21 protein-coding genes are annotated in these 20,393 nt (G+C 58.7%); 11 read left to right on the plus strand and 10 right to left on the minus strand.

Annotation, left to right across the window (positions count from 1 at the left end; genetic code table 11):
• The first annotated feature begins 27 nt into the window (after positions 1-27).
• From IH944_12475 to IH944_12490, 4 genes are all read left to right on the plus strand, one after another.
• Positions 28-1,074 (plus strand): DUF3466 family protein, encoded by a 1,047-nt coding sequence (locus tag IH944_12475; protein MCH7905361.1) that lies wholly within the window; start codon positions 28-30, stop codon positions 1,072-1,074.
• Between the two features lie 162 nt (positions 1,075-1,236).
• Positions 1,237-1,920, plus strand: coding sequence for a hypothetical protein (locus tag IH944_12480; protein MCH7905362.1), 684 nt, complete (start codon positions 1,237-1,239; stop codon positions 1,918-1,920).
• A 157-nt stretch (positions 1,921-2,077) separates the two neighbouring features.
• Positions 2,078-2,752, plus strand: coding sequence for a PEP-CTERM sorting domain-containing protein (locus IH944_12485; GenBank protein ID MCH7905363.1), 675 nt, complete (start codon positions 2,078-2,080; stop codon positions 2,750-2,752).
• A 3-nt stretch (positions 2,753-2,755) separates the two neighbouring features.
• Complete coding sequence (locus IH944_12490; protein MCH7905364.1) at positions 2,756-4,717, plus strand: DUF1929 domain-containing protein; 1,962 nt, start codon at positions 2,756-2,758, stop codon at positions 4,715-4,717.
• 99 nt (positions 4,718-4,816) lie between these two features.
• Here the strand turns inward: IH944_12490 and IH944_12495 are convergent, their stop codons facing one another.
• From IH944_12495 to IH944_12510, 4 genes are all read right to left on the minus strand, one after another.
• A complete protein-coding gene (locus IH944_12495) occupies positions 4,817-6,061 on the minus strand; it encodes a 2-oxo acid dehydrogenase subunit E2 (GenBank protein MCH7905365.1) in 1,245 nt (414 codons plus the stop codon).
• Positions 6,062-6,139: 78 nt separating this feature from the next.
• Positions 6,140-7,081, minus strand: a complete 942-nt coding sequence (locus IH944_12500) for a phenylalanine 4-monooxygenase (GenBank protein MCH7905366.1) — start codon at positions 7,079-7,081, stop codon at positions 6,140-6,142.
• A 127-nt stretch (positions 7,082-7,208) separates the two neighbouring features.
• A complete protein-coding gene (locus tag IH944_12505) occupies positions 7,209-7,574 on the minus strand; it encodes a hypothetical protein (GenBank protein MCH7905367.1) in 366 nt (121 codons plus the stop codon).
• Between the two features lie 103 nt (positions 7,575-7,677).
• Complete coding sequence (locus IH944_12510; protein MCH7905368.1) at positions 7,678-8,097, minus strand: response regulator; 420 nt, start codon at positions 8,095-8,097, stop codon at positions 7,678-7,680.
• Between the two features lie 122 nt (positions 8,098-8,219).
• Here IH944_12510 and IH944_12515 point away from each other — a divergent pair, with 122 nt between their 5' ends.
• Genes IH944_12515 through IH944_12525 form a run of 3 tightly spaced genes read left to right on the plus strand, consistent with a single transcriptional unit; the run spans position 8,220 to position 11,862 of the window.
• Positions 8,220-9,005 carry a fumarylacetoacetate hydrolase family protein gene (locus IH944_12515; GenBank protein ID MCH7905369.1) on the plus strand — a complete coding sequence of 262 codons (786 nt, stop codon included), beginning with the start codon at positions 8,220-8,222 and terminating at the stop codon, positions 9,003-9,005.
• Between the two features lie 4 nt (positions 9,006-9,009).
• Positions 9,010-10,236 carry an insulinase family protein gene (locus tag IH944_12520; protein MCH7905370.1) on the plus strand — a complete coding sequence of 409 codons (1,227 nt, stop codon included), beginning with the start codon at positions 9,010-9,012 and terminating at the stop codon, positions 10,234-10,236.
• A 9-nt stretch (positions 10,237-10,245) separates the two neighbouring features.
• On the plus strand, positions 10,246-11,862 hold the full coding sequence (locus tag IH944_12525) for a GAF domain-containing protein (GenBank protein MCH7905371.1): 1,617 nt from the start codon (positions 10,246-10,248) through the stop codon (positions 11,860-11,862).
• 40 nt (positions 11,863-11,902) lie between these two features.
• On the opposite strand, the gene IH944_12530 is transcribed toward IH944_12525, so the two are convergent.
• Positions 11,903-12,736 carry a hypothetical protein gene (locus IH944_12530; GenBank protein MCH7905372.1) on the minus strand — a complete coding sequence of 278 codons (834 nt, stop codon included), beginning with the start codon at positions 12,734-12,736 and terminating at the stop codon, positions 11,903-11,905.
• A 1,126-nt stretch (positions 12,737-13,862) separates the two neighbouring features.
• Here IH944_12530 and IH944_12535 point away from each other — a divergent pair.
• Complete coding sequence (locus tag IH944_12535) at positions 13,863-14,300, plus strand: hypothetical protein (protein MCH7905373.1); 438 nt, start codon at positions 13,863-13,865, stop codon at positions 14,298-14,300.
• A 352-nt stretch (positions 14,301-14,652) separates the two neighbouring features.
• The gene (locus IH944_12540; GenBank protein ID MCH7905374.1) at positions 14,653-15,372 is read left to right on the plus strand and encodes a hypothetical protein; all 720 of its coding nucleotides are present in this window, start codon (positions 14,653-14,655) and stop codon (positions 15,370-15,372) included.
• A 113-nt stretch (positions 15,373-15,485) separates the two neighbouring features.
• Here the strand turns inward: IH944_12540 and IH944_12545 are convergent, their stop codons facing one another.
• Positions 15,486-15,734 (minus strand): hypothetical protein, encoded by a 249-nt coding sequence (locus tag IH944_12545; protein MCH7905375.1) that lies wholly within the window; start codon positions 15,732-15,734, stop codon positions 15,486-15,488.
• Between the two features lie 70 nt (positions 15,735-15,804).
• Here IH944_12545 and IH944_12550 point away from each other — a divergent pair, with 70 nt between their 5' ends.
• Entirely contained in the window at positions 15,805-16,968 is a 1,164-nt protein-coding gene (locus tag IH944_12550) for a hypothetical protein (protein MCH7905376.1), read from the plus strand.
• Between the two features lie 321 nt (positions 16,969-17,289).
• On the opposite strand, the gene IH944_12555 is transcribed toward IH944_12550, so the two are convergent.
• The 4 genes from IH944_12555 to IH944_12570 form a co-directional block, all read right to left on the minus strand.
• Entirely contained in the window at positions 17,290-17,748 is a 459-nt protein-coding gene (locus tag IH944_12555) for an isoprenylcysteine carboxylmethyltransferase family protein (protein MCH7905377.1), read from the minus strand.
• A gap of 37 nt (positions 17,749-17,785) precedes the next feature.
• Positions 17,786-18,766 (minus strand): hypothetical protein, encoded by a 981-nt coding sequence (locus tag IH944_12560; GenBank protein ID MCH7905378.1) that lies wholly within the window; start codon positions 18,764-18,766, stop codon positions 17,786-17,788.
• 200 nt (positions 18,767-18,966) lie between these two features.
• Complete coding sequence (locus IH944_12565) at positions 18,967-19,464, minus strand: hypothetical protein (protein MCH7905379.1); 498 nt, start codon at positions 19,462-19,464, stop codon at positions 18,967-18,969.
• 42 nt (positions 19,465-19,506) lie between these two features.
• The gene (locus tag IH944_12570; protein ID MCH7905380.1) at positions 19,507-19,707 is read right to left on the minus strand and encodes a hypothetical protein; all 201 of its coding nucleotides are present in this window, start codon (positions 19,705-19,707) and stop codon (positions 19,507-19,509) included.
• Between the two features lie 142 nt (positions 19,708-19,849).
• Here IH944_12570 and IH944_12575 point away from each other — a divergent pair, with 142 nt between their 5' ends.
• Complete coding sequence (locus IH944_12575; protein MCH7905381.1) at positions 19,850-20,368, plus strand: DUF1579 family protein; 519 nt, start codon at positions 19,850-19,852, stop codon at positions 20,366-20,368.
• Positions 20,369-20,393 lie beyond the last annotated feature (25 nt).

Below are 20,393 nucleotides of genomic sequence, written 5' to 3' on the forward strand. Positions count from 1 at the left end.
GATTAAGCGTTATAACTTTGGAGACTGATGAAAGTGATGAGGAAGTACGTCCTGATACTCGCGCTCGCGGTGCCGCTCAGCGCGGCAGCGCAGTACACGATCATAGACCTGGGAACCCTGGGCGGTGACTGGAGCGGCACGGGGGGCATCAATGCCTCTGGTCACGTCGTCGGCTACTCCCACATTCCCCCGAGCATTTCTAGAGCGTTCCTTTGGCGGAACGGCGGGATGTTCGATCTCGGCGTTCTTCCAGGTTACGATAGGGGCGACGCATCCGCAGTCAATGACTCCGTCTGGGTCGTGGGGGTGTCGATCCGTGGATATGAGCCTGAGGAGCGCCGTGCGACTCTTTGGCGCGGAGGAACGATCACCGACCTGGGAACCCTCGGAGGCTCATACAGTACAGCTAGCGGCGTCAACAATTCCGGCCAGGTTGTAGGTTCGGCGGAACCTAACGCAGGCGGTGGCCATGCTTACCTCTGGGAGAACGGGTTTATGACCGACCTCGGCACGCTGCCGGGTGAACTGTTCAGCGGTGCTGCGGACATCAACGAGCAGGCCCAGGTCGTCGGTTATAGCTACCGCACGGATTTCCGGGCTGTTCTCTGGGAGAACGGCGCGATTACAGACCTGGGAACGCTCGGGGGCGAAGACAGCTCGGCCTACGCGATCAACGATTCGGCTCAGGCAGTCGGCAGTTCGGAGCTCTCACCCGGAGGATCGGAGCACGCGTTCCTGTGGGAGAGCGGAGTCATGACCGATCTGGGCACACTGCTGGGCAACGAAAGCTCGGCATTCGACATCAACGCTGCCGGCGACGTTGTTGGTTGGAGCGGCAGGCGCGCATTCCTGTGGAGAAACGGGGCGATGACCGATCTGAACGACTTGCTTCCGACCGGCTCTGGGTGGGAACTTCGCTACGCTAACGGGATCAACGACGCGGGCCAGATTGTCGGTCAGGGGATAATAAATGGGCGTTACCATGCGTACCGGATGACTCCTGTTCCCGAGCCTGGAACGTTTGCCGCGCTGAGCGTCGCTCTTCTCGTGCTGCTCAGACGACGGAGGAGATAGAGATGGCTGGAAGTTGGGAAACTATCGCTGCGAACGATTGGCCTTCCGGTCTGATCGCCGTTCACATGATCCACCTTCACACCGGCAAGGTTCTGATCTGATCAAAAATGTGTCGTATAATGAATTTGGTAAGCTGTTAAACATTGGAGGCTGGAGAAAGTGATGAGAAAATATGTTCTGATACTCGCGCTCGCGGCGCCGCTCACGGCGGCGGCGCAGTTCTTCGATCATTTCGAAGGAAACGAGCTCGCCGAACACTGGGAGTTCTACAGTTGGGGCCAGCAGTGGGAGCACAGCGTCAGCGACAGCATGCTGCACGTGACGAGGGTTTTCGGCCAAGGCGAGATATCCGGCGTTGGCATTCTGGCGGAGCTGCCAGCGCTCGGGGATTTCGACGCGGTCTCCCTCATGGGCTTGGAGCCGGGCGGGGCGCGTCGTGGCATAGGTCTTGCGATTTGGAACGGTCATCCCGTAGGAGCATTTGCAAGGGCACCAGCGGGAATGGTCTACCTAGAGCGGCGGGCTGCAGACCCAATACTGATCGTCGTTTTCAATAACGGAATCGACGGGTACATCGAAGTTCCGGCACCCCCGCCCGGAATGCACGAGTTTAGACTGAGACGAGCCGGGACGACGCTCGAGGCATTCCTCAACGGGGAACTGCTGTTGCGTTCCACGGATTCGCAAATGCTTGCCGGCAACCGGGTAGGGCTGGGCTTCAGCGGGCGCGACCCCGCTGTGTTCAACCCGTTGCACGTCGACCTGGTGGGTGTTGTTCCAGAACCGACCACCCGAATGGTGTTGGCAGCAGGCGCGCTCTATCTTCTGCGCAGAAGGAGGTCGTGAGAGATGGCAAGCAGTTGGGAGACAGTTCAGAATTGGCCGAGCTATCTGGCCGCAGTCCACAGCATTCACCTGCCAAGCGGCAAGATACTGATTTGTGCGAAATGTGCTGTACAATATAGTTTGATTAGAAGTTAAACATTGGAGACTGGAGAAAGTGATGAGGAGATACATTCTGATACTCGCGCTCGCGGTGCCGCTTACTGCGGCAGCGCAGTTCTTCGACCACTTCGAAGGCGATAGGCTGGCTGGCCACTGGCGGTTCACCAGTTGGGGCCAGAGCTGGGAACACAGCGTCAGCGACAGCATGCTGCACGTGACGAGGGTTTTCGGCCAAGCCGAGATTCACGGCGTGCATATTCTGGCGGAGCTGCCAGCGTTGGCGAACTTCGACGCGGTCTCCATCATGGGATGGGATTCGGGTAGCGTGGGTCGTGGCATGGGCCTGACGATTTGGAACGGCGCTAACCTGAATAGAGATATCGCTACAATTGGGTACCGCGAGCCGCGGAATGCAGACCCAGTAGTGATCGTCTCTTTCAACAACACCCGAGACGGATACATCGAAGTTCCGGCTCCGCCACCCGGAATGCACGAGTTTCGGCTGAGCCGGACCGGGACGACGTTGGAGGCGTTCCTCAACGGGGAACTGCTGTTGCGCTCCACGGATTCGGACATGCTGTCCGGCAACTGGGTAGGGCTGGTCTTCGGTGCGCGCGACCCCGCTGTGTTCAACCCGTTGCACGTCGACCTGGTGGATGTTGTCCCAGAACCGACCACCCTAATGGTGTTGGCAGCAGGCGCGCTCTATCTTCTGCGCAGAAGGAGGCCGTAAGAGATGGCGGGCAGTTGGGATACAGTTCAGAATTGGCCGAGCTATCTGGCCGCAGTCCACAGCATTCACTTGCCAAGCGGCAAGATACTGATTTGGGGTTTCCAAATCGACTCTATCACGGTCGCAAGGCTTTGGGACCAGCAAAACCCGGGCACGTTCGAGAACGTCGACCACACCGGGACGGATCTGTTCTGCGCCGGCCACGCGCACCTGGACTTCCGGGCAGCAGCGGAAGAGCTCGGCCAAGTGCTGGTCGCTGGCAGCAACTGGGACGGTGGAGACCCGCTGCAGAGCAAGAAGGACGTCAGTTTCTTCAAGCCGGCGACTCTGCCGCCGGATCAGTGGGACCGCGACCCGAGCTATTTCATGAACCACCAGCGCTGGTATCCGACGATCACAACCTTGGCAGATGGTCGGTTGACGGCGTTCATGGGTTACAAAGAGCAGGCTGTGCCGCCGCCGCCGCCACCGGTAGTATCCACCATCCCCGAGGTGTATCTGCCCCAGAAGAACGTCTGGTCGGAACTGCCTGCTAGTTCGCAACTGCCAGATCTCTACCCCTTCATGTTCGTATCGAAAGTGCGCGGCGTCGGCGACAAACTCGTTAACGCCGGGCCCGGCCCCGACGCTCGCGCCCTTGACCTGATCACGCTCACATGGGAAGATTTTCCCTCACACCCGACCTACAACGGCCAGCATCACGGATCAGTCGCCATCTACGAGCCGGGGAAGGTGCTGCAGAGCGGCGGGGCACCCAGCCACCTCGGTGAAGGGATCGCCGATGCCATCGTCATAGATTTCAGCGATGACAGCCCGCAATGGTCCAGCGTAGACCCGATGAAGAAGAAACGGCGCAACCATAACCTGGTGCCCTTGCCGGACGGCACGGTCCTCGCGGTGGGCGGCAACCGGATTGGCCAAGACCCTGACAATGTGCCGCCGGGCGAAAGCGTTGATCCCGTATACGAACCGGAGATCTTCAACCCTGCAGACGGAACGTGGGGAGATTTGCTCGCACCAATGCCTGCGGACCATCCCAGGTGGTACCACTCAACGGCCGTTCTGCTTAAGGACGCTACCGTTCTGGTCGCCGGAGGCAACGGTTCGCCAGGTTTCAATACAAGGTCCGGAGACATCTTCTCGCCGCCGTACTTGGACGGGAGCCCGATTCGATGCAGCATCCAGAGCTTCCAAAGTGAAATCAATTACGGGGACACGTTCCAAGTGACCGTGGACCTTGAAGGCGGGTCGGTCGTCGAAAAGGTAAGCCTGCTGCGCCTCGGCGCAGTAACGCACTCGTTCGACCAGAACCAGCGGTTTGTCAACCTCGTCTTCACCGAAGTGCTGCCGCCGCCGACGGAGGGCATTCAACGGCTCCAAGTGGTGGCCCCAGCAAACGCAAACGACGCGCCGCCCGGCTACTACATGCTGTTCGTCGTCAATCAGAGTGGGGTACCTTGCCAAACGGCTGCCTATATCCGCGTCTCGGACGGTCTGGAGCACGTCTACCCGGAGAGCTTCAACGTCACGGTTGGTCAGCTCGCTTCCGGCGCTCTCTCCGACCTTTGGCAAAGCGACAACCAGTACGTCACGATCGAGGACGCGCCCGGTCCTTCACCACCTCAACCCCCGTTCCAGATTGAAGTAGAAACGACGTCGCCGCTAAGCAGCGTTGCCGAACTCACGATCAAACTGGAGGCATCCTGCGGGCTTGTCGGAGACCAGCGCATCGAGCTGTTCAACTATGAAACCAACCAGTGGGACGAGGTGGACACCCGTACGGCGACAGGCTCGGACAGCGTGGTGGAGAAGACCGTCGCTCTAAACCCGAACGACTACATGAAGCCTGAGGGTTTCGCCATGAAGGCGCGGATCAGCTGGTTCGACCCCGGCGGCCCGGGACTCGAGAGGATAGCGAAAGTCGACGAAGTTCACTGGTCCCTCAAGCCAGCGCCCGTGCCGTAGAATCGGCCTCGCTCGTTGGGGAGACGCTCGCCGCGGCGGCTCAAGTTGGCAGTTGACAGTTGACAGTTCTCGGGACTCAATACTCGGGACTAGCCAGCCCTACCGATAGAAGTCGAACTCTTCGAGCCGCCTTCTCAGCGCCTGCAGGAACTTCCCTGCGGTCATGCCGTCGACCAGCCTGTGGTCGTAAGTGAGCACAATGTTCACCATCGAGCGGATCGCGATCGCGTCGTTGATCACGACCGGGCGCTTTTTGATGCCGTAAATCCCGACGATGCCGGCCTGCGGCGCGTTGATCATCGGAGTGCCGAGCGTCGCTCCGTACGTGCCGGGGTTGGTCAGCGTGAACGTCCCGCCCTTGACGTCCTCCGTGCCGAGCTGGCTGGCGCGCGCCCTTTTGGCGATCTCAGCCAGGTCTCGCGCAACTTCGACGAGCGTCTTCTTGTGGCAGTCGCGGATCACCGGAACGATCAGTCCGCCGGTGCCGTCCTCGCCGAGCGAGACGGCGATGCCCATGTGCACGGCGCGGTTGGTCACAACCTCGTCGTCGTCCGTCAGCGAAGAGTTGAGCGCCGGGAACTCGACCAGCGTATTGGTGATCGCCTCGATGAAGAACGGAGTGTAGGTCAGTTTTACGCCGTGCTGTTTCTGGAATGACTCTTTGTTGTTCGTGCGGAAATCAACGACGGCCGTGAGGTCGACTTCGATCAGCGTGCTGACGACGGGCGACTGCGCTGAGCGCACCATGTGGTCTGCGATCATCTTGCGCATTCCGGTCAGCTTCGTGACCGTTTGCTCTGGGCCAGCGACTGTCGGCGCGCTCGGCCTAGCGTCCAGCTTTGGTACAGCTCCGCCGTTCTTCAGGTAGGCAACAAGGTCCTTCTTCGTGACCCTGCCGCCCTGGCCTGTTCCGCTGATCGCGGCGAGCTGGCTGTCGCTGATCCCGCTTTCGCGAGCCATCGCTCGCACGACGGGCGTAAACCACTTGCGATCGCCGGATGGTGTGACTACCGGCTCATTGGCAGCAGTCGCGACGGCGGCTACGGCAACCTTTGTTTCCACCGATGCCGATGCTCCGCTGGCGATCATCTCCCTTGCCTTGGCCTCATCCTCCTCGATGACGCCCATCTTGTGGAACACCTCGACTTCGTCGCCTTCGGGCACGGTGATCTCGACGAGGATGCCCGTTGCCGGCGAAGGGAGCTCAGTGTTGACCTTGTCGGTCATGATCTCCACGACCGGTTCGTCCTCCTTGACGAAGTCGCCAACCTGCTTCAGCCACTTGCTGACCTGTCCTTCGTGGACCGATTCGCCCAACTCAGGGAAAAGTATCTCGACAGCCATGTCTTTACCTTATTGTATCCTTTCATCTCATTGGACGACATGGTCCGGCCTAAAGAGGCGCGAAAGGTTTTTGAGCGGCTACACCGTCGCGCTGGCTTCCATGAAGCTCTTGAGGTCAGTCTCGCTGATGTGGGGCTCGCCGGGGGAGACGTTGTTCAGCTTGCCCTCCTTCATCCATACGATCAGCTCGTCGGTCAGCGAGAACAGGTGGTCGAACGAGTCGACGACGAAGTACAGCGGCTGGAATTTGTCGATCTCGAAGTACTGGTTGACCATCCACTCGAGCTGAGCCGGATACCGCTGCGCGTCCTTGTCCTCGATCGAGTACACGATTTCGCCTTGCGAGCTGAGGATGCCGCTGCCGTAAACCTTGTACCCCTTCCCCGTCTTGTCCTTCATGAGCCCAAACTCGACCGTGAACCAGAAGAACCGCGCCATCGCTTTGATGATGCTGGTCAGGCGGCGCACCTTCTCCTCCTCGTCTGGCATCGCGTTGCAGATCTCGGCGGCCGTGTGCGCAGCGTCGCCGAACCGGACCAGCGCGTCGGCGAACGCCGGGTCGGTGTGCATCGGCACGTGGCCCGCGATGTCGTGGAAGATGTCGGGCTCGGGCAAGTAGTCCAGCTCGTCCTTGTGTCGAATCGTGATCGTAGTTGGGAACACGCGATTCCGCAAGCTCTCCATGAACTTATACGCTGGTATGTAACCGGCGACGGCCTTGGCCTTGAAACCAGTCAGCTTGGAGAGCTTCACATTGACGTCGTCGAGCAAGGGCACTTTGTTCGGGTCCATCATCAGGCTGCCGATGCCCTTCATGAAGTGTTCGTTGGCGTACTTCTCCCAGCTCGGAAGCATTCGTGCGTAGAGACGCCGCCAGCACTCGTGGTTGTCCTCCGAGTACAGACCGTACGGTTGATCTATGTAAAGATCGTCCCCACCGCGCACCTCCTCGATATACGGCGCCATGTTGGTCGTCATACCGACGCCCGGTTCAAACTTCTCTGCGATTTTGTTTGCCATTCCCGTACGAGCCTCTCTAAAGTCGCTCCGCAATCTAGAGTATTGGCGATCTACACTCTATTCTAACGCCTTCGACGAGTCAGGAGTAGCTCTCCCGCGGGGAATTCTCCAGCCGTTTGAGGGAACCTCAGTGCTCCAAGCGATGACGACGGTCGAGGTAGATGAGGAAGGCGATGACGACCAGCAGGGCCACCGACGGGGCGTAGAGGGTGGCCTCATGGAGCATGCGCGAGTTGGTGCTCGCTCGCGTGTAGTCTAGGTACAGGCTGTCATGCGCCGACCGGTACGGAGTTACGCCGAGCAAGACGCCAGCAATGAGCGGAAAGACGGCTAACCACTTGATCAGCCTAGACATGCCGCGCTGTTCAAGCATTCGAGAAACCACCAGTACAATCGCGGCGATGACGATCGGGACCGACATCAGTATGATCAGTTCCTGCGCCCCCATCTTGTCTTCAGAAACTTGGAACAGCTGCGCGATAAATATTCCCATTCTGCTCACCGGAACTCAGTTTGGCCGCAAGTCGCGTGCCATTGCATGATAAGTGAACACAGGCACGGCAATTACCGTGCCCGCGTCAATTCACAGTCTGGGATCAGTCCAAGTCGTACCGCTTCGATCCCTTGCCTTCACCGTCCCCAACATCACCCTTTGCGATGCGTTGGACGAAGCTGACCAACTCTCGCGGGTTGAACGGCTTGGTCAGGTACATGTCAGCGCCGAAGTGGTAACCCTCGAACACGTCCTTGTCCTGCGCCTTTGCCGTCAACATGATGACTGGAAGCTTTTCGGTAGCCGGATCCTTACGAATCGACTTCAGCACTTCAAAGCCGTCCATATACGGCATCATGACGTCGAGGACGAGAAGATCGGGCTTTTCAGCTTTGACCTTCTCCAGGCCCTCCTTGCCGTCATACGCCGTCACGACTTCCCAGCCCTCCCTCTCCAAGTTCACTTGAATCAGGCGAACGATGTGCCGCTCGTCGTCACAAACCAGTATTTTCAATGCCGCCATTCAACGCGTACCTTGCCTCTTCCGAGTTCAAGCATCGTACCCTAATCGTTCTACACTGTCAATCGAGTTTCGGGCCGTCCTGCGGTCCCGTTTCCAGCTTGGCCAACAGGTACCCTGAACCTGTGCAGCTATGCCGGTTCGTTCTGAAGGAGCAGCCCGATCAAGTTCGGTCCGGCATCATGCTCGACGACAGATACTACGAGACCGATGGAGATCGAGCCGTCGGAATCCGCGACCCAGGACAGATCGCGCTGCTTCCTCCAGTCGGCGCCCCCCCGTCCATCCGGGCCTTCAACCAGTATCACGACGGGCACGGCCAGGTTCAGTATACGTATCAGTACTTGAACTCCAGCGGCATATACGGACCGAACGCTTCGATTGACGTTTCTTCGTTCGGAACGTCGTTCGACATTGACGTTCGCATTTGCGGGGTTATTAGGGACGCCGGCGAGTTGATCGAGCCCGAGGAAGCCGTTGGGTTCACGCTTGGGTATTCGATCCTCATCGTGATCGTCTCGCTCGAGCTTGCGCTGGAGGAGGAGCAGCACAACTTGCCGACCGGGCCGTCACAAGATATCGCGACTTCCATCGGCCCGTTCCTGACAACCCCCGAAAGCCTGACGGAGTTCATGGTCGGATCAAACCCCACCGCGTTCAACTGGAAGTACGACGTAAAGGTGAACGATCAAGAAATCATGCACGGCCTGGACGAATCCAACAAGCCGTTTGCTGAGCTGTTGTCGTACGCCAGCCGGATTCGCCGATTGCAAAGCGCCGACGTCATCGCCTGGCCGAAACTTGAGAAAGCCCCCATGGAGGATTCGCAACTCGGTCGGCCTCTCACGTCCGGGGACCGAATCGAGGTCAGCGTCGATGGGCTCGGCAAGCTCGTCGCCAACTTGGAGTAAGCGATTGGAATCGATCAGCAGTTCTACGCTTGACAACGGAGTTCGCGTTCTCGTCGAGCCGATTACGCACGTCGGCTCCGCATCCATCGGTCTGTGGTGCAGCACAGGTAGCACGTGCGAAACGCCTCGCGAAGCTGGCATAACGCATTTCATCGAGCATATGTTGTTCAAGGGAACGGCAAAGAGGAGCGCCCTCCAGATCGCTGAGGAGATCGAGGGACGCGGCGGGGCGCTGAACGCCTTCACCGACAAGGAGAACACGTGCTACTACTGCCGCGTGCTCGCCGAAGATACCGAGGTCGGAATCGACGTCCTAGCGGATATGGTCTGCGATTCTGCTTTGGCCGAAGAGGAGATGGAGCGCGAAAAGGGGGTTGTCCTCGAAGAGATCAAGCGCTCGGACGATGAGCCGAGCGACCATGTTCACGAACTGCACATCCAAGCGCTTTGGAAAGACAGCCCGTTCGGCAAGCCGGTGCTAGGAGTCCCGGACACGGTCTCTTCGTTCTCGCCGGACGACCTTCGAAACTACATGGCCCGACGGTACAACGGCGCAACGATTCTTCTTGCAGTCGCCGGCAACGTCGATCCGGAAGACGTTCGAAACTGGGCAGAGGAGAGCCTGGGGGGCATCCCTGCGGGCGATCGTGGAAACGGGCTTGCACGGCCGGAAGGCGCGGCCGGCGAGAACATCATCGCGAAGGACATCGAGCAGGTGCACTTTTGCATCGGCGGCGACGGGGTCTCGATGCACGACGACGACCGTTACGCTGCGATCGTCATGGACGGCGTCCTCGGCAGCGGCATGAGCAGCCGCCTTTTCCAAGAGGTTCGAGAAAAGCGAGGTCTCGCTTACGCAATCGGCTCGTACATGTTGTCTTACAGCACGGGCGGCGCGTTCACGGTCTTCGGCGGCACCGGGATGAAGACGTGGCAGCAGGTTCAGGATATAGTGCGATCCGAGTTCGACAAGCTCATGAAGAGCGGTGCTCCGGACGGGGAGCTGGAGAAGGTGAAGAAGAACTTCGCAGGACACGTCGTCCTCGCGCTAGAGAGTACGAGCACCCGAATGATGCGCATGGCGCGGAATGAGATCAACTACGGTCGGCAGATTCCGGTAGAGGAGACTCTTGACGCCGTCCGAGCGGTGACGAACGATCAACTGATGACTATTGCAAACCGTGTTCTGAGCAAGGACAACACGAGCACGACTGCGATCGGCCCGTTCTAGAGGTGCTGCTTGGCAAACTTTCAGCCTATCGTTTCCCTCAAAGATATCTTGACCGACTTAAGGGCAGCCATGGTTCGGTCGCGGAATGAGGAGCAGCTGCTTCAAGAGGCGGCGACAGTCGTAAAAGAATCGACCGATTGGGACGCCTGCGATATTCTGATCAGCGGCCCAGGGAACGCTCTGGTGCTTGTGGCCAGCACGCTCTCTCCGGAGTACGCCGGTCGATTTCGGCTCGGTCCGGGGCGGGGTACGGCGTCGCGGGCGTACTCCTCATTCGAGCCTGTCATCGTGCAGAGCGGCTTGCAGTCTGACCCTGATTACACGGTTCACCCAGGAATACCGGAGCCGCCGTATGACGCAGCATTCGGCATGGCCTTGAACGACCGCAAGGGACCTGTCGGCGTTCTTTTTCTGCGGCGCCTGGATTCATGGAGCCCGACTGACGACGAACTTGAGTATTTGAAGGCGGTCGTCAACGACGTCTCGTTTGCGCTGGAAGTTTTCCGCGGCGGCTACGATGCAGCCGCCATCGGCGACAAGTTGAGCGTCGTCAGCGAGGTTTCGCGGTCTATTGCAGCCAGCCCGTATCTCGAGGAGATCCTACAGCTGCTCGTCAATCTGACTGCGCAGCGGTTCCGCTACAAGGTAGTAACCGTGAGACTGCTGGACGAACGCCGGCAAGAGCTCGTCTTGCGCGCCACGCAGGCGACGAACAAGGCGTATCAGCGCAAAGAGGCGATCAAGCTCGGGCAGTCGATCGCAGGCCGGGTCATCGAGAACAAGAAGACGATGATCGTTGAAAACGTGCAGGAGGACGAGGACTACATCGGACACGATCTGGCGAGAGAGCAGGGCTTGAAAAGCATGGTCTGTGTTCCGCTCTTGCTACACGGCCGCGCAGTCGGCGTCATCACCTGCTACACGGATCGCATCAGGAAGTTCCGCGCTGCAGAGATCGCTGCTCTTGAGACGCTGGCCGAACAGGCGGCGATCAGCATCGAGCACGCGCGGCTGCAGGTTCGCAACACCTTGATGCAAGAGATGCACCACCGCGTCAAGAACAACCTGCAACAGGTTGCGTCTCTGCTCAGACTGCAGAAAAGACAGAGCTATTACAAGACTCTGGACGAAGCGTTGGAGGATTCGCTCAGCAGAATTCTGGCGATTGCGGCAGTGCACGAGCTTCTCAGCCGCGAGGACTTGGATCACGTCAGCATCATGACGATCGCCAAAAGCTTGGTCCAGCACCAACAGCAGTCGTTCATGCTGCCTGGCAAGAGCATCAGTTTTACGGTTACCGGCGAGGACGGCTTCCTCAACACGACTCAAGCAACACAGGTCGCGCTGATCCTCAACGAACTTTTGCTGAACGCCGTCGAGCACGGATTCAAGGTGACTGACGTTGGGGAGATCATCATCAAAGTAGACGTATCCGGCGACGCAGTCGCGCTCGTAATGAGCAACTCAGGCGACCCGCTGCCGGACGACTTCGATCAGTCGAAGGGGAGGCTCGGAATGCAGATCATGCGTTCGCTCAGCCAAGCGCTCGGCGGCGAGTTCTTGCTGTCGATGAAGGACGGGCTGACCGTCGCAGACTTGCGGTTCACCCGCTCGACGGCGGAGTAATCCCCTCTCCCTTGGGGGAGGGTTAGGGAGGGGGTGCGTGTCAATCGATCACGTCAATAGCTGTCGCTGGCACCATCCCGATCGCACTGCCGAGGCCGAGCATCAGCCGGATCGCCTTGATCCCGTCTTCGCCCATGTCGCGGGTGCGGTCGTTGACGTACATGCCGACGAACTCGTCGCTGGTTTCGCGATCCATGTCGCGGGCGAACTGCAGTGCGTAGTCGAGCGCTTTTTCGCGGTTGTCGAGCCCTGCGGCGATCGACTCGCGCATGCAGCGGGAGACGTCCGCACAGCGCTCTGTGCCGAGGTCTTTGCGCACGACGTTCACTCCGAGCGGCAGCGGCAGTCCGCCGGTGCGCTCCTGCCACCACTTCCCCATGTTCACGATCTCGACCAGCCCCTCTCTTTCGTAAGTGAGTTGGCTTTCGTGGATGATCAGCCCAGCCTTCACCTTGCCGCTCTTGATCGCGGGAATGATCTCGTCGAACGGGACGACCGTGAACTTCGGCTTGAGAAAGCCTGCCGCCTGTCCTTCTGCCGTCGTCTGGTTGTCGCCTGGTTGTCGCCTGGTTGTCGCCTGGTCGACCTGGCGACCATCGGACGACGGTGCAGCGGGCGACGTTCTACCAGTCCCCCCTCCTCCATTCTTGCCGCGAGGCGAAATGGAGGAGGGGGTTAGGGGGTGGAGGTCAAGCGCCCGAGCCACAGCTTCCCCGCTCACTTTCTCCAAGCCGTCAGACCACGGCAGTCCGCCAGTGTAATGGTCGGCGAACCACAGGTGAAGCTGCAAGAACGCGCTGGTCAGCTCGCCAGGAACAGCGATGACTGTGTCTTTTAACTCATCAAGAGGGATGGGCTGCTCTGCGACGATCATCGGGCCGTACCCCTCGCCGAACGAGCCACCGTGCCTGAGCAGCGCGTATCTGTCGGCGATCTTCGAGAAAGCGTGGACGGAGACGGCGCTCGACTCAAGCCGCCCTTCCATCGCCCACTCGTTGAGCGTCTGGATATCGCGCAGGATGTGCTCGTAGTCGTCGTTAGTCTGGACGACCCCCGTCGCGAGCCCCCAGAACATAAACGCGTCGTCGCTGTCAGGCGAATGCCCAAGCTTGATCTTCACGGTCTGATGTTACCGGAGCCCCTACGCAGTCCCAGACCCTCGACCCTTGAACCTTGACCCTCGCACCCCGTATCTCACGCCCCCTGCTCCCTGCAACAATGCCAAGCATGATCAGCCGGGCCACCCGCCACCGGTAAACTCGGCTCTGGCCATGGCTAAAGAAACGCTAGACGATAGGAGATTGGGGAGCACCGTCCGTGGGACACTCCAAGTCAGTGCAGTTGTCTTCGGTTTCGTGGCAATCTCCAGAAGTGTCAGCAATCAGGAGGAGTTCCATATCTTGTGGCTAGCTGTTGCTCTGCCCATGGTCGCGTATGCGACGTATTTTCTGTCGCTCACAATCCACGAGCTGGCGCACCTCGTTGCTGGATGGCTCACGGGACAGCGACTCTACTCGCTGCACGTTGGCCCGCTAATGATCTTTCGCCAGGGGCGACGATTTGTTTTCACTTTGGGACAAAGCCACCCTCTGTCCGGACACTGCGGAATGGGGCTCAAACCTGTCACCGGTGTTTTTGTTCGGGAACTCCTATCCATCATAGTCGCGCCACTGGCTTCAATCGCCTTTCCGTTTGGAATTTTCTACTTTTTCGCATCTCAATCGGATCCGGTTTCGACAACTCAACAGATCATATCTATGGCGGCATTCCTTCCCGCTTGTCTGGGAGCAGCTACCACGTTTCTCATGCCTCGTGAAAGTGACATCGCTCACATTCGGGATCTCTTCGATAGACCTCAACTTGTCAAGGTCGACAGTGCATCGAACTACCTACACTGGGAAACGTGCTGCGGTGTCCGCCCGAAGAACTTGAGTCCGGTTCATTTGGAGGTCATTCGGCAATCACAGCCGGAGTCTGAACCGTCGATGCATGCTGATTGGATGCTCTGGCAGTATGCCTTTGACGTCGGGAACACGGAGGTGAAGGCAGAAGTCACAGATCGACATCGTGAGACGACGGCCATGCTCTTAGAGTCCGACGTGGATTCCCTTGATGACGCCCTTCGCTGGCAGATGTTCGTCCTCATCCTCGACGGTCAACTTGCCGTAATCCGAGATAGGAACGCTGACATGGGCGAGTACGTCGTCGACCAATTCGATCTATGGAACGAGGGCGATGACTATGTAGACTATTGGATCGAGGCTCTGCGCCTTGCAGTATTTGCGATCAAGCAGGACAATCGCCGGTACGAGGTCGCAAGTAGTCTCTATCACGACCTGACCTCGGCGCCGTTCACGCATTACGACGAGGATTATGTGCGCGACCACGTCACCCGATGGGTGCCGGATTTCGACTTCTCAGCCGCGGACGAACGATAGCCAGTCCTCTACTGTCGCGTCGACGGGTGGCACTGTTGTTCGGATTTGATAGGAAATGGGTGACACGAGGACGGGAAACGGACGGGCCCGGGTTGGTTTTACGGGGGATGGTGGGGTGTTTTCAAGTGGAGGTATGGCATTTTCACGTGGAGGTACGGCATTTTGACGTGAAGGTCCGGCAAACAGACGTGAGGGTGCTGCGAAGAGACGTGACGATGCGGCGATTCGACGTGACGGTGCGGTGTTTCCACGTGGAAAAGTGACGTTTCCACGTGGAAATGCGGCGTTTCCCAGCCTCTTTGCCACATTTCCGAGGCACAAAACCTAAAGTAATCTGTGAGGTTTGCCGATAGTGAGAACGGTAGAGCCTTCTGGAGGAAACGAAACGGGAACGCGGCTGGACCGAGGAAGAAGCACGACCATGAGCTACAACAAGCTGACCGACGGATCCCTCATTGCATGGCTCAACAACTTCGTCAACGTCGCGACTGCGAACGCGGCGGCCCTGGGAATCGATGCGCCGGACCAGGCCGAGATCGATGCCGCGCGGGACGATTTCACCGCTGCTTATAACGCGAAAGTCGCCGCTGCTGCCGCTGCGCTTTCGGCGACCGCAGGCAAAGACATCGAGCGCGCAAACTCGCTCACTGTCGTCGGAAAGTTCAACGCAGAGTGGCAGGCCAACCCGGCCATCGCGCAGACGCTCATCGGCGAACTCGGTCTGACGATCCGCGCAGACGGGCTGAGCAAGGTCGGTGTTTTCACTCCGTTGAAGTTTGTCGCTACGGGCAATGGGAACGGCGAAGTCAAAATGAAATGGGACCGCAACGGCAACAAGTGGGGCTGTACGTTCACGATCGAAGTGAGCTATGACAGCGGCGACAGCTGGCAGGTCGTGACCAGCACAACACAGGCCAAGAAGACTCTGACCGGCGTGACGATCCGCCCGGCGGTCTACCGCGTCCGCGCCGAGCGCAACGCACAGTTCAGCGCTCCGTCTTCCGGCTCCGCGATCTACGTCCCGGCTGGCGAAGCCGCTCCTGTCGAGCCTTCGCTGGGGTTGGTCGCGTAGCTCTGCCAGGTGCCACTGCTGTTTGGATGTCTGTGCAAATCAGCAGTGCGGGAGTCTGACTTCTAGTGCACAAGACCCTCCACACTTCGAGTGTGGAGGGATTCGAAAACCCGTCAAAGCCACCGCCGCACGCGTGAGCAATACTCCTCGTAAGAAGCCCCGAACGTCCGCAGCAAATACTCCTCTTCGCGCGCGATGACGGTGCGGCCGACGAGAAAGACCGCCAGCGGCAACAGCACGAGCGGCCAGAACACCCCGACAGGAGTCCTGCCCCCAAGAGAAGAAACGAGAACGAAGTAACCAGAAAGCAGGGCGGTATGTCGTCGACCAACGAAGACCGAGATCGCAATCCGTTGAGCCAATGACGGAACGCCATCTCTAGAAATTGTAACACCGCCAGACCGTCAGTTAGCCAGAGGTATCATTGTGTGCATGATAGGGTTGGTCTTAGGATTGATGGCTCTGGCCGCGCCCACAGACGGCGCGCTGCTTCTTCGCATCGAAGCGATGGTGGGAGAGCGCATGGTGTTCGAACAGTACACCGCAAAAGCGGACGACTGGGAGTACACCGGCTACGAAAGAATCGAACTCACCGCAAAGACCGAGGACCGTCTCACCTGGAAACTAACGAGTTCGGCAAAGCCAGGCACGAGCTGGAGCAGCGTGAGCGACACCAAAGGCCAAGTCGTAATGAGCAAAGAGAGACCAGCGCAACAAACCATGACGAAGTCCGGCAGCAGCCTCGTGCCATCACAGATGCAGTTCCCGGAGACACCGGTCGACATAGGCGACGAATGGACGGTCACCTACGCAGACGGGCAGAAGGTCTACTACAGGCTTGAAGGAGTCGAGACGGTGAACGAGACAGATTGCGCCAAGATCCTCTCCTGGGCGACGATAAACTTGGGCACAGCCAAGGCCCAGGTCGAATCGACCTGCATGATCGAGGTCGCGACCGGATGGCTGTACCAAAGACGGACGAGCCAGAAGTTCCAGCTCGGCGAAGTCGTGACGTGGACCCGAAGAGCGACGCCTGTCAAAATGCGGCTCAGCGGCAAAAAAGGCGACACGATAAAGCTGGTCGCCGAGCACGCAGGCAGGACACCGACGAAAGGCGAACAGTTCTGGTCGACGATAGAGCTGGTCAAAGTCAGCCAAGGCCAATTCACATGGAAGACCAATAGGCTGAACGATGAGGACGGCGCCTTTTGGACCACCGTCACCGATTCGCGCGGCGTCGTCAGCAGCCTTAGCAACAACGGCACTACGGACAAGAAGGTGGAAGGCGCCACCAACACCCCCGCGCTCATTGTGTTCCCCGAACAAGGCCTCCTGCCCGGCGACAGCTGGGTGCACACGCACGGCTACGACGACTACATACTCGACTACGACTACACCTTCCTCGGCCCGGAAAAAGCGCGTGGGATCGACTGCTGGAAGATCGAAGGCAGGGCCAAATGGGAGGACGTGCACGGTATGAACTCGGTCGTTGTGGTCATGTGGTACGAAAGGTCGACCGGCTGGATAGTCATGTCCGCCAACCGGATCGACTACAAGCACCGAGGTCTCGCCACCATGACCATCGTCCGGGGTTAGGCCGAGTGCAGGTGGTCTAGAGCAAATCATGTCGAAGGACGACGTTATTGGCGACGTTTCAGTGAGTAGGGCAACCATCGTGAAAGTCAGCAGCGACGAGTTTAAGATGATGCTCGAATCCAAGGAAGGCGGCGGGAACAGTGCTGTTCCGGACGCCGACCGGAACAAAGTGGCACGCGAAGAGATCGGAAAGTCCCCTCTCCCTACTCCTAAAGGGAGAGGGTTAGGGAGAGGGAGCGAACTGTACGAGCACCTTCTGTCGATGCATGATTCCTTTACTGAACCCTCCACACTGCGAGTGTGGAGGGATGCGAAAACCCGTCAAATCCAGCGCCGCACGCGGGAGCGGTAATCCTCGTACGAAGACCCGAAAGTCCGCAGCAGGTACTCCTCTTCGCGCGCGATGACGGTGCGGCCGACGAGAAAGACCGCCAGCGGCAACAGCACGAGCGGCCAGGCTGGGGAGAACGCAAACGACAGGCCGACGTAAGCTACCGACATCCCGACGTACATCGGGTTGCGCGTGAAACGGTACGGGCCGACGACCACGAACTCCGTGGCGGACTTGTTCGGCATGATCGTCGTCCGCCGCGACCAGAACACTCCGACCGACACGAACATCAGCCCGAGCCCAGCCACGACCAGGACTATGCCGGGCAGCTCCAAGAACGCAGGCAGGGACCAGGCAAAAAGCCGGTGCAAGCCAAGCCCCAGACCGAACGCCGCCGCGAAGATGAACGGCGGCGGAACGTGCACGCCGGGAGAGTCAGCTTTGGTCACCGCACGATTGTACGTCTATCTGAGCGCCGTGCGCGGCTCACCCAGGTGGCGGGATCGGACGTCCTGCGCTGTCACGCCTGAGGCCATAGTCCGCTGGGAGCGGCACCGCCGACCTCTTGAGCTTCAGTTTCAGGGATCCCTTGACCTCATTCCACTCTTCTTCGGTCAGGAATCTCGCGTGGGTGTCCATGAACGACACAAGACGGCGTCCATCCGGCCACAGATGCGACTCGTAGAACATCACTGTCCCAACTGGATCAGGAATACCAGCTATGTTGACGCCAGCGACCGCCATGTTGAACAGGAAGCGGCTGCCGTTGGGATTGAGCGTGTTCCACAACTCGAAGTTCTTCATGTAGGGATAAATCAGATACTCTACCGTTCTAGTGGACTGCGCGTAGGGCGTGATGTCGTCGTAGTCCGTAGCGTATATCATCATTGCAGTGGACACCTGCCTGATATTGCTGAGCGCGGTCGTCTGTGCTCTCGTTCCAACCATCTCCTCGTTCATCCTCGAAACGTCTGCAAAGAGGTCCCCGAAAAGCTCGCCGTACTTCTCGGGCGTGAGGTCCGCGAGCGGCTTGATACTCATAATGTTGTCAAGGTTGACTAGGTCGAGATGCAGCGCGAGGCCCTGGGACGGTTCATGCTCTCCTTCCATCGCCACCATGACTTCGAACGCGTCGGTTTGGTACGTCACGAGATACCCCGTGCCCCCGATCTCGACGACGTCGCCCTTGGTCCAACGAGCGTCGAAATACCGAATCCTCTCTACCTGCTCGGCAACGGTGTCGGCCTCACCTACCGTGTCCATGTACATGTACGGCCCCATCATGCCAAGTAGCGAGTCGATACCTATCTTGATCGCCATGTACTCGTCCGTCAGATCCTCGATCGTCAGGTACTGCTTGAGCTTGAGGGTGCGCCGCAGGTCGGACTGCACTGATTGCGCGGTAGCGAAGTAAGGCAGGATGAGCGAAGCAGCGATAGCTAGACCTTGAATCCGATTGATATTCATTAATCTCACCTGCACCGATGTTGGCATATCCGGGCATCAGACTGGCAAGAAGCGGACAGGCCGTACCGGCCTGTCCGTCTATTGATCGCTGGGCTAATTCAATTGACCTGGAACGGCATGTCTTTCGGCAGGTCGAACACGACTTTAAGGTCAGAGTCGGTATCCGAATTGAGCCGCACCGCGGCTCCACCGCCACCGCCTCATCCGTAGTTGATACTTCCACTGCCGATCGTCCTGCCGTAGCCGTCGACGACGCGGAACGGCATCGCAATCCGCCTTCCGTTCTGATAAATCGTAACGCCCCCGCGACCGTACGTGAGCGCCATGTTGACGTTTGTATTAGAACCGCGCCGTACCAGGCGACCGCTCTGCAGAATCTTTCTAGGAACAGACACTGTTGTAATCTCGCCTGCCTTAACAACCAGCTTCGCGAAGTTGATACTGGTTGCCGTGATCATCCATTCAGTGCCGTCCTCGCTCTTCTTGACGGCACGGTAGCCGACGACAGTGTAGGTGCCCGGAGCCAACGCCCGCGTTTCGCCGGCCTGCCCTTTCTTGTCCCACGAAAGTCTAATCTCCCTTTGATGTGCGTCGCGCAAAATAACCGCGCCCTCACCGATCGACGACTTCACTCCGGATTGACCGCGTGCTGCCTTCTCCTTGATGAGTCGCGGATAGTTGTCCCTGTCAGATGTCAAATACGCTGCGAGCGCCCCACGGACGCTCTCTGGAGTGCCGGTTCACGTTGTTCCAGCGATGCGATCGATCCACGCCTTGTCCGTCTTGAACTGCGGATCCGGTCTCACGTGGCAAGACGCGCAAGACGTTTCAAACATCTTTGCGACGTCCTGGTCCTGGTGTTGGACAGCCGTGCCGCCTGGCACTGCGACGGCAGCGCCGACTAGTCCCAGTCCGATTAAAGGAGCGTATCTACTCAACATCACGCCGCAGTATACGGTTCGCACCGCCAAATTGAGTTCCCGTTCGTCGGATTGCCCGCAAAAAGAGGCACCTTAGAAAGCGAACCCGCTCCCACTTCAGGCAAAATGAGATAGAAGCGGTCGCAGCCGCTCGGAGTACGACATGAGAAAAACACTGCTGATCGTTTCCGCCGTTTTTGCTGCAAGCCTCTGCATGGCCCAGCCAAATACCGAGCCATCCGACGAGATTAAGAAGTTCGATTGGATGGTCGGAGAGTGGGTCTCATCTTCCGTCTGGAATATCGACGGCATGGAAATGCCGGTCGAAACCAAAGTTTTGGCCGTCTGGGACGGCCAGTTCCTGCGACACACTACCGTTAGCGACTTTGGAATGATGGAGATGACTGAGACCATGATGTTCGGCTACGACGCGAAGAACAAGTGGTACTTTTCCAGCGCTTACACGAACATGGCCCCGATGCCGCGCGTCGAGTACGGCAGGCTCGTCGGCAGCACGCTCGTGATGATCAGCGACCCTTGGGAGATCATGGGCGACGTTTCCGTGAGCAGAGCGACAATCGTGAAGGTCAGCGACGACGAATATACGTTTACGCTGGAATTCAAGGAAGGAGGCTCTTGGACTCTGATCAACGAATCGACTTTCAAGCGCGTCGAGAAGTGAGACGGTAGAGCGCTAAACAGCGGCT

It is taken from the genome of Armatimonadota bacterium, from assembly GCA_022563855.1.
Lineage (GTDB): Bacteria > Armatimonadota > Fimbriimonadia > Fimbriimonadales > Fimbriimonadaceae > JADFMN01.

Bases quoted from the DNA above. Each gene is read 5' to 3' on its own strand.
- IH944_12485 (MCH7905363.1), top strand. From the start codon at position 2,078: ATGAGGAGATACATTCTGATACTCGCGCTCGCGGTGCCGCTTACTGCG.
- IH944_12550 (MCH7905376.1), top strand. From the start codon at position 15,805: ATGATAGGGTTGGTCTTAGGATTGATGGCTCTGGCCGCGCCCACAGAC.
- IH944_12510 (MCH7905368.1), bottom strand. From the start codon at position 8,097: ATGGCGGCATTGAAAATACTGGTTTGTGACGACGAGCGGCACATCGTT.
- IH944_12575 (MCH7905381.1), top strand. From the start codon at position 19,850: ATGAGAAAAACACTGCTGATCGTTTCCGCCGTTTTTGCTGCAAGCCTC.
- IH944_12490 (MCH7905364.1), top strand. From the start codon at position 2,756: ATGGCGGGCAGTTGGGATACAGTTCAGAATTGGCCGAGCTATCTGGCC.
- IH944_12500 (MCH7905366.1), bottom strand. From the start codon at position 7,081: ATGGCAAACAAAATCGCAGAGAAGTTTGAACCGGGCGTCGGTATGACG.
- IH944_12535 (MCH7905373.1), top strand. From the start codon at position 13,863: ATGCTCTGGCAGTATGCCTTTGACGTCGGGAACACGGAGGTGAAGGCA.
- IH944_12475 (MCH7905361.1), top strand. From the start codon at position 28: ATGAAAGTGATGAGGAAGTACGTCCTGATACTCGCGCTCGCGGTGCCG.
- IH944_12570 (MCH7905380.1), bottom strand. From the start codon at position 19,707: ATGTTGAGTAGATACGCTCCTTTAATCGGACTGGGACTAGTCGGCGCT.
- IH944_12560 (MCH7905378.1), bottom strand. From the start codon at position 18,766: ATGAATATCAATCGGATTCAAGGTCTAGCTATCGCTGCTTCGCTCATC.
- IH944_12530 (MCH7905372.1), bottom strand. From the start codon at position 12,736: ATGATCGTCGCAGAGCAGCCCATCCCTCTTGATGAGTTAAAAGACACA.
- IH944_12480 (MCH7905362.1), top strand. From the start codon at position 1,237: ATGAGAAAATATGTTCTGATACTCGCGCTCGCGGCGCCGCTCACGGCG.
- IH944_12495 (MCH7905365.1), bottom strand. From the start codon at position 6,061: ATGGCTGTCGAGATACTTTTCCCTGAGTTGGGCGAATCGGTCCACGAA.
- IH944_12505 (MCH7905367.1), bottom strand. From the start codon at position 7,574: ATGGGAATATTTATCGCGCAGCTGTTCCAAGTTTCTGAAGACAAGATG.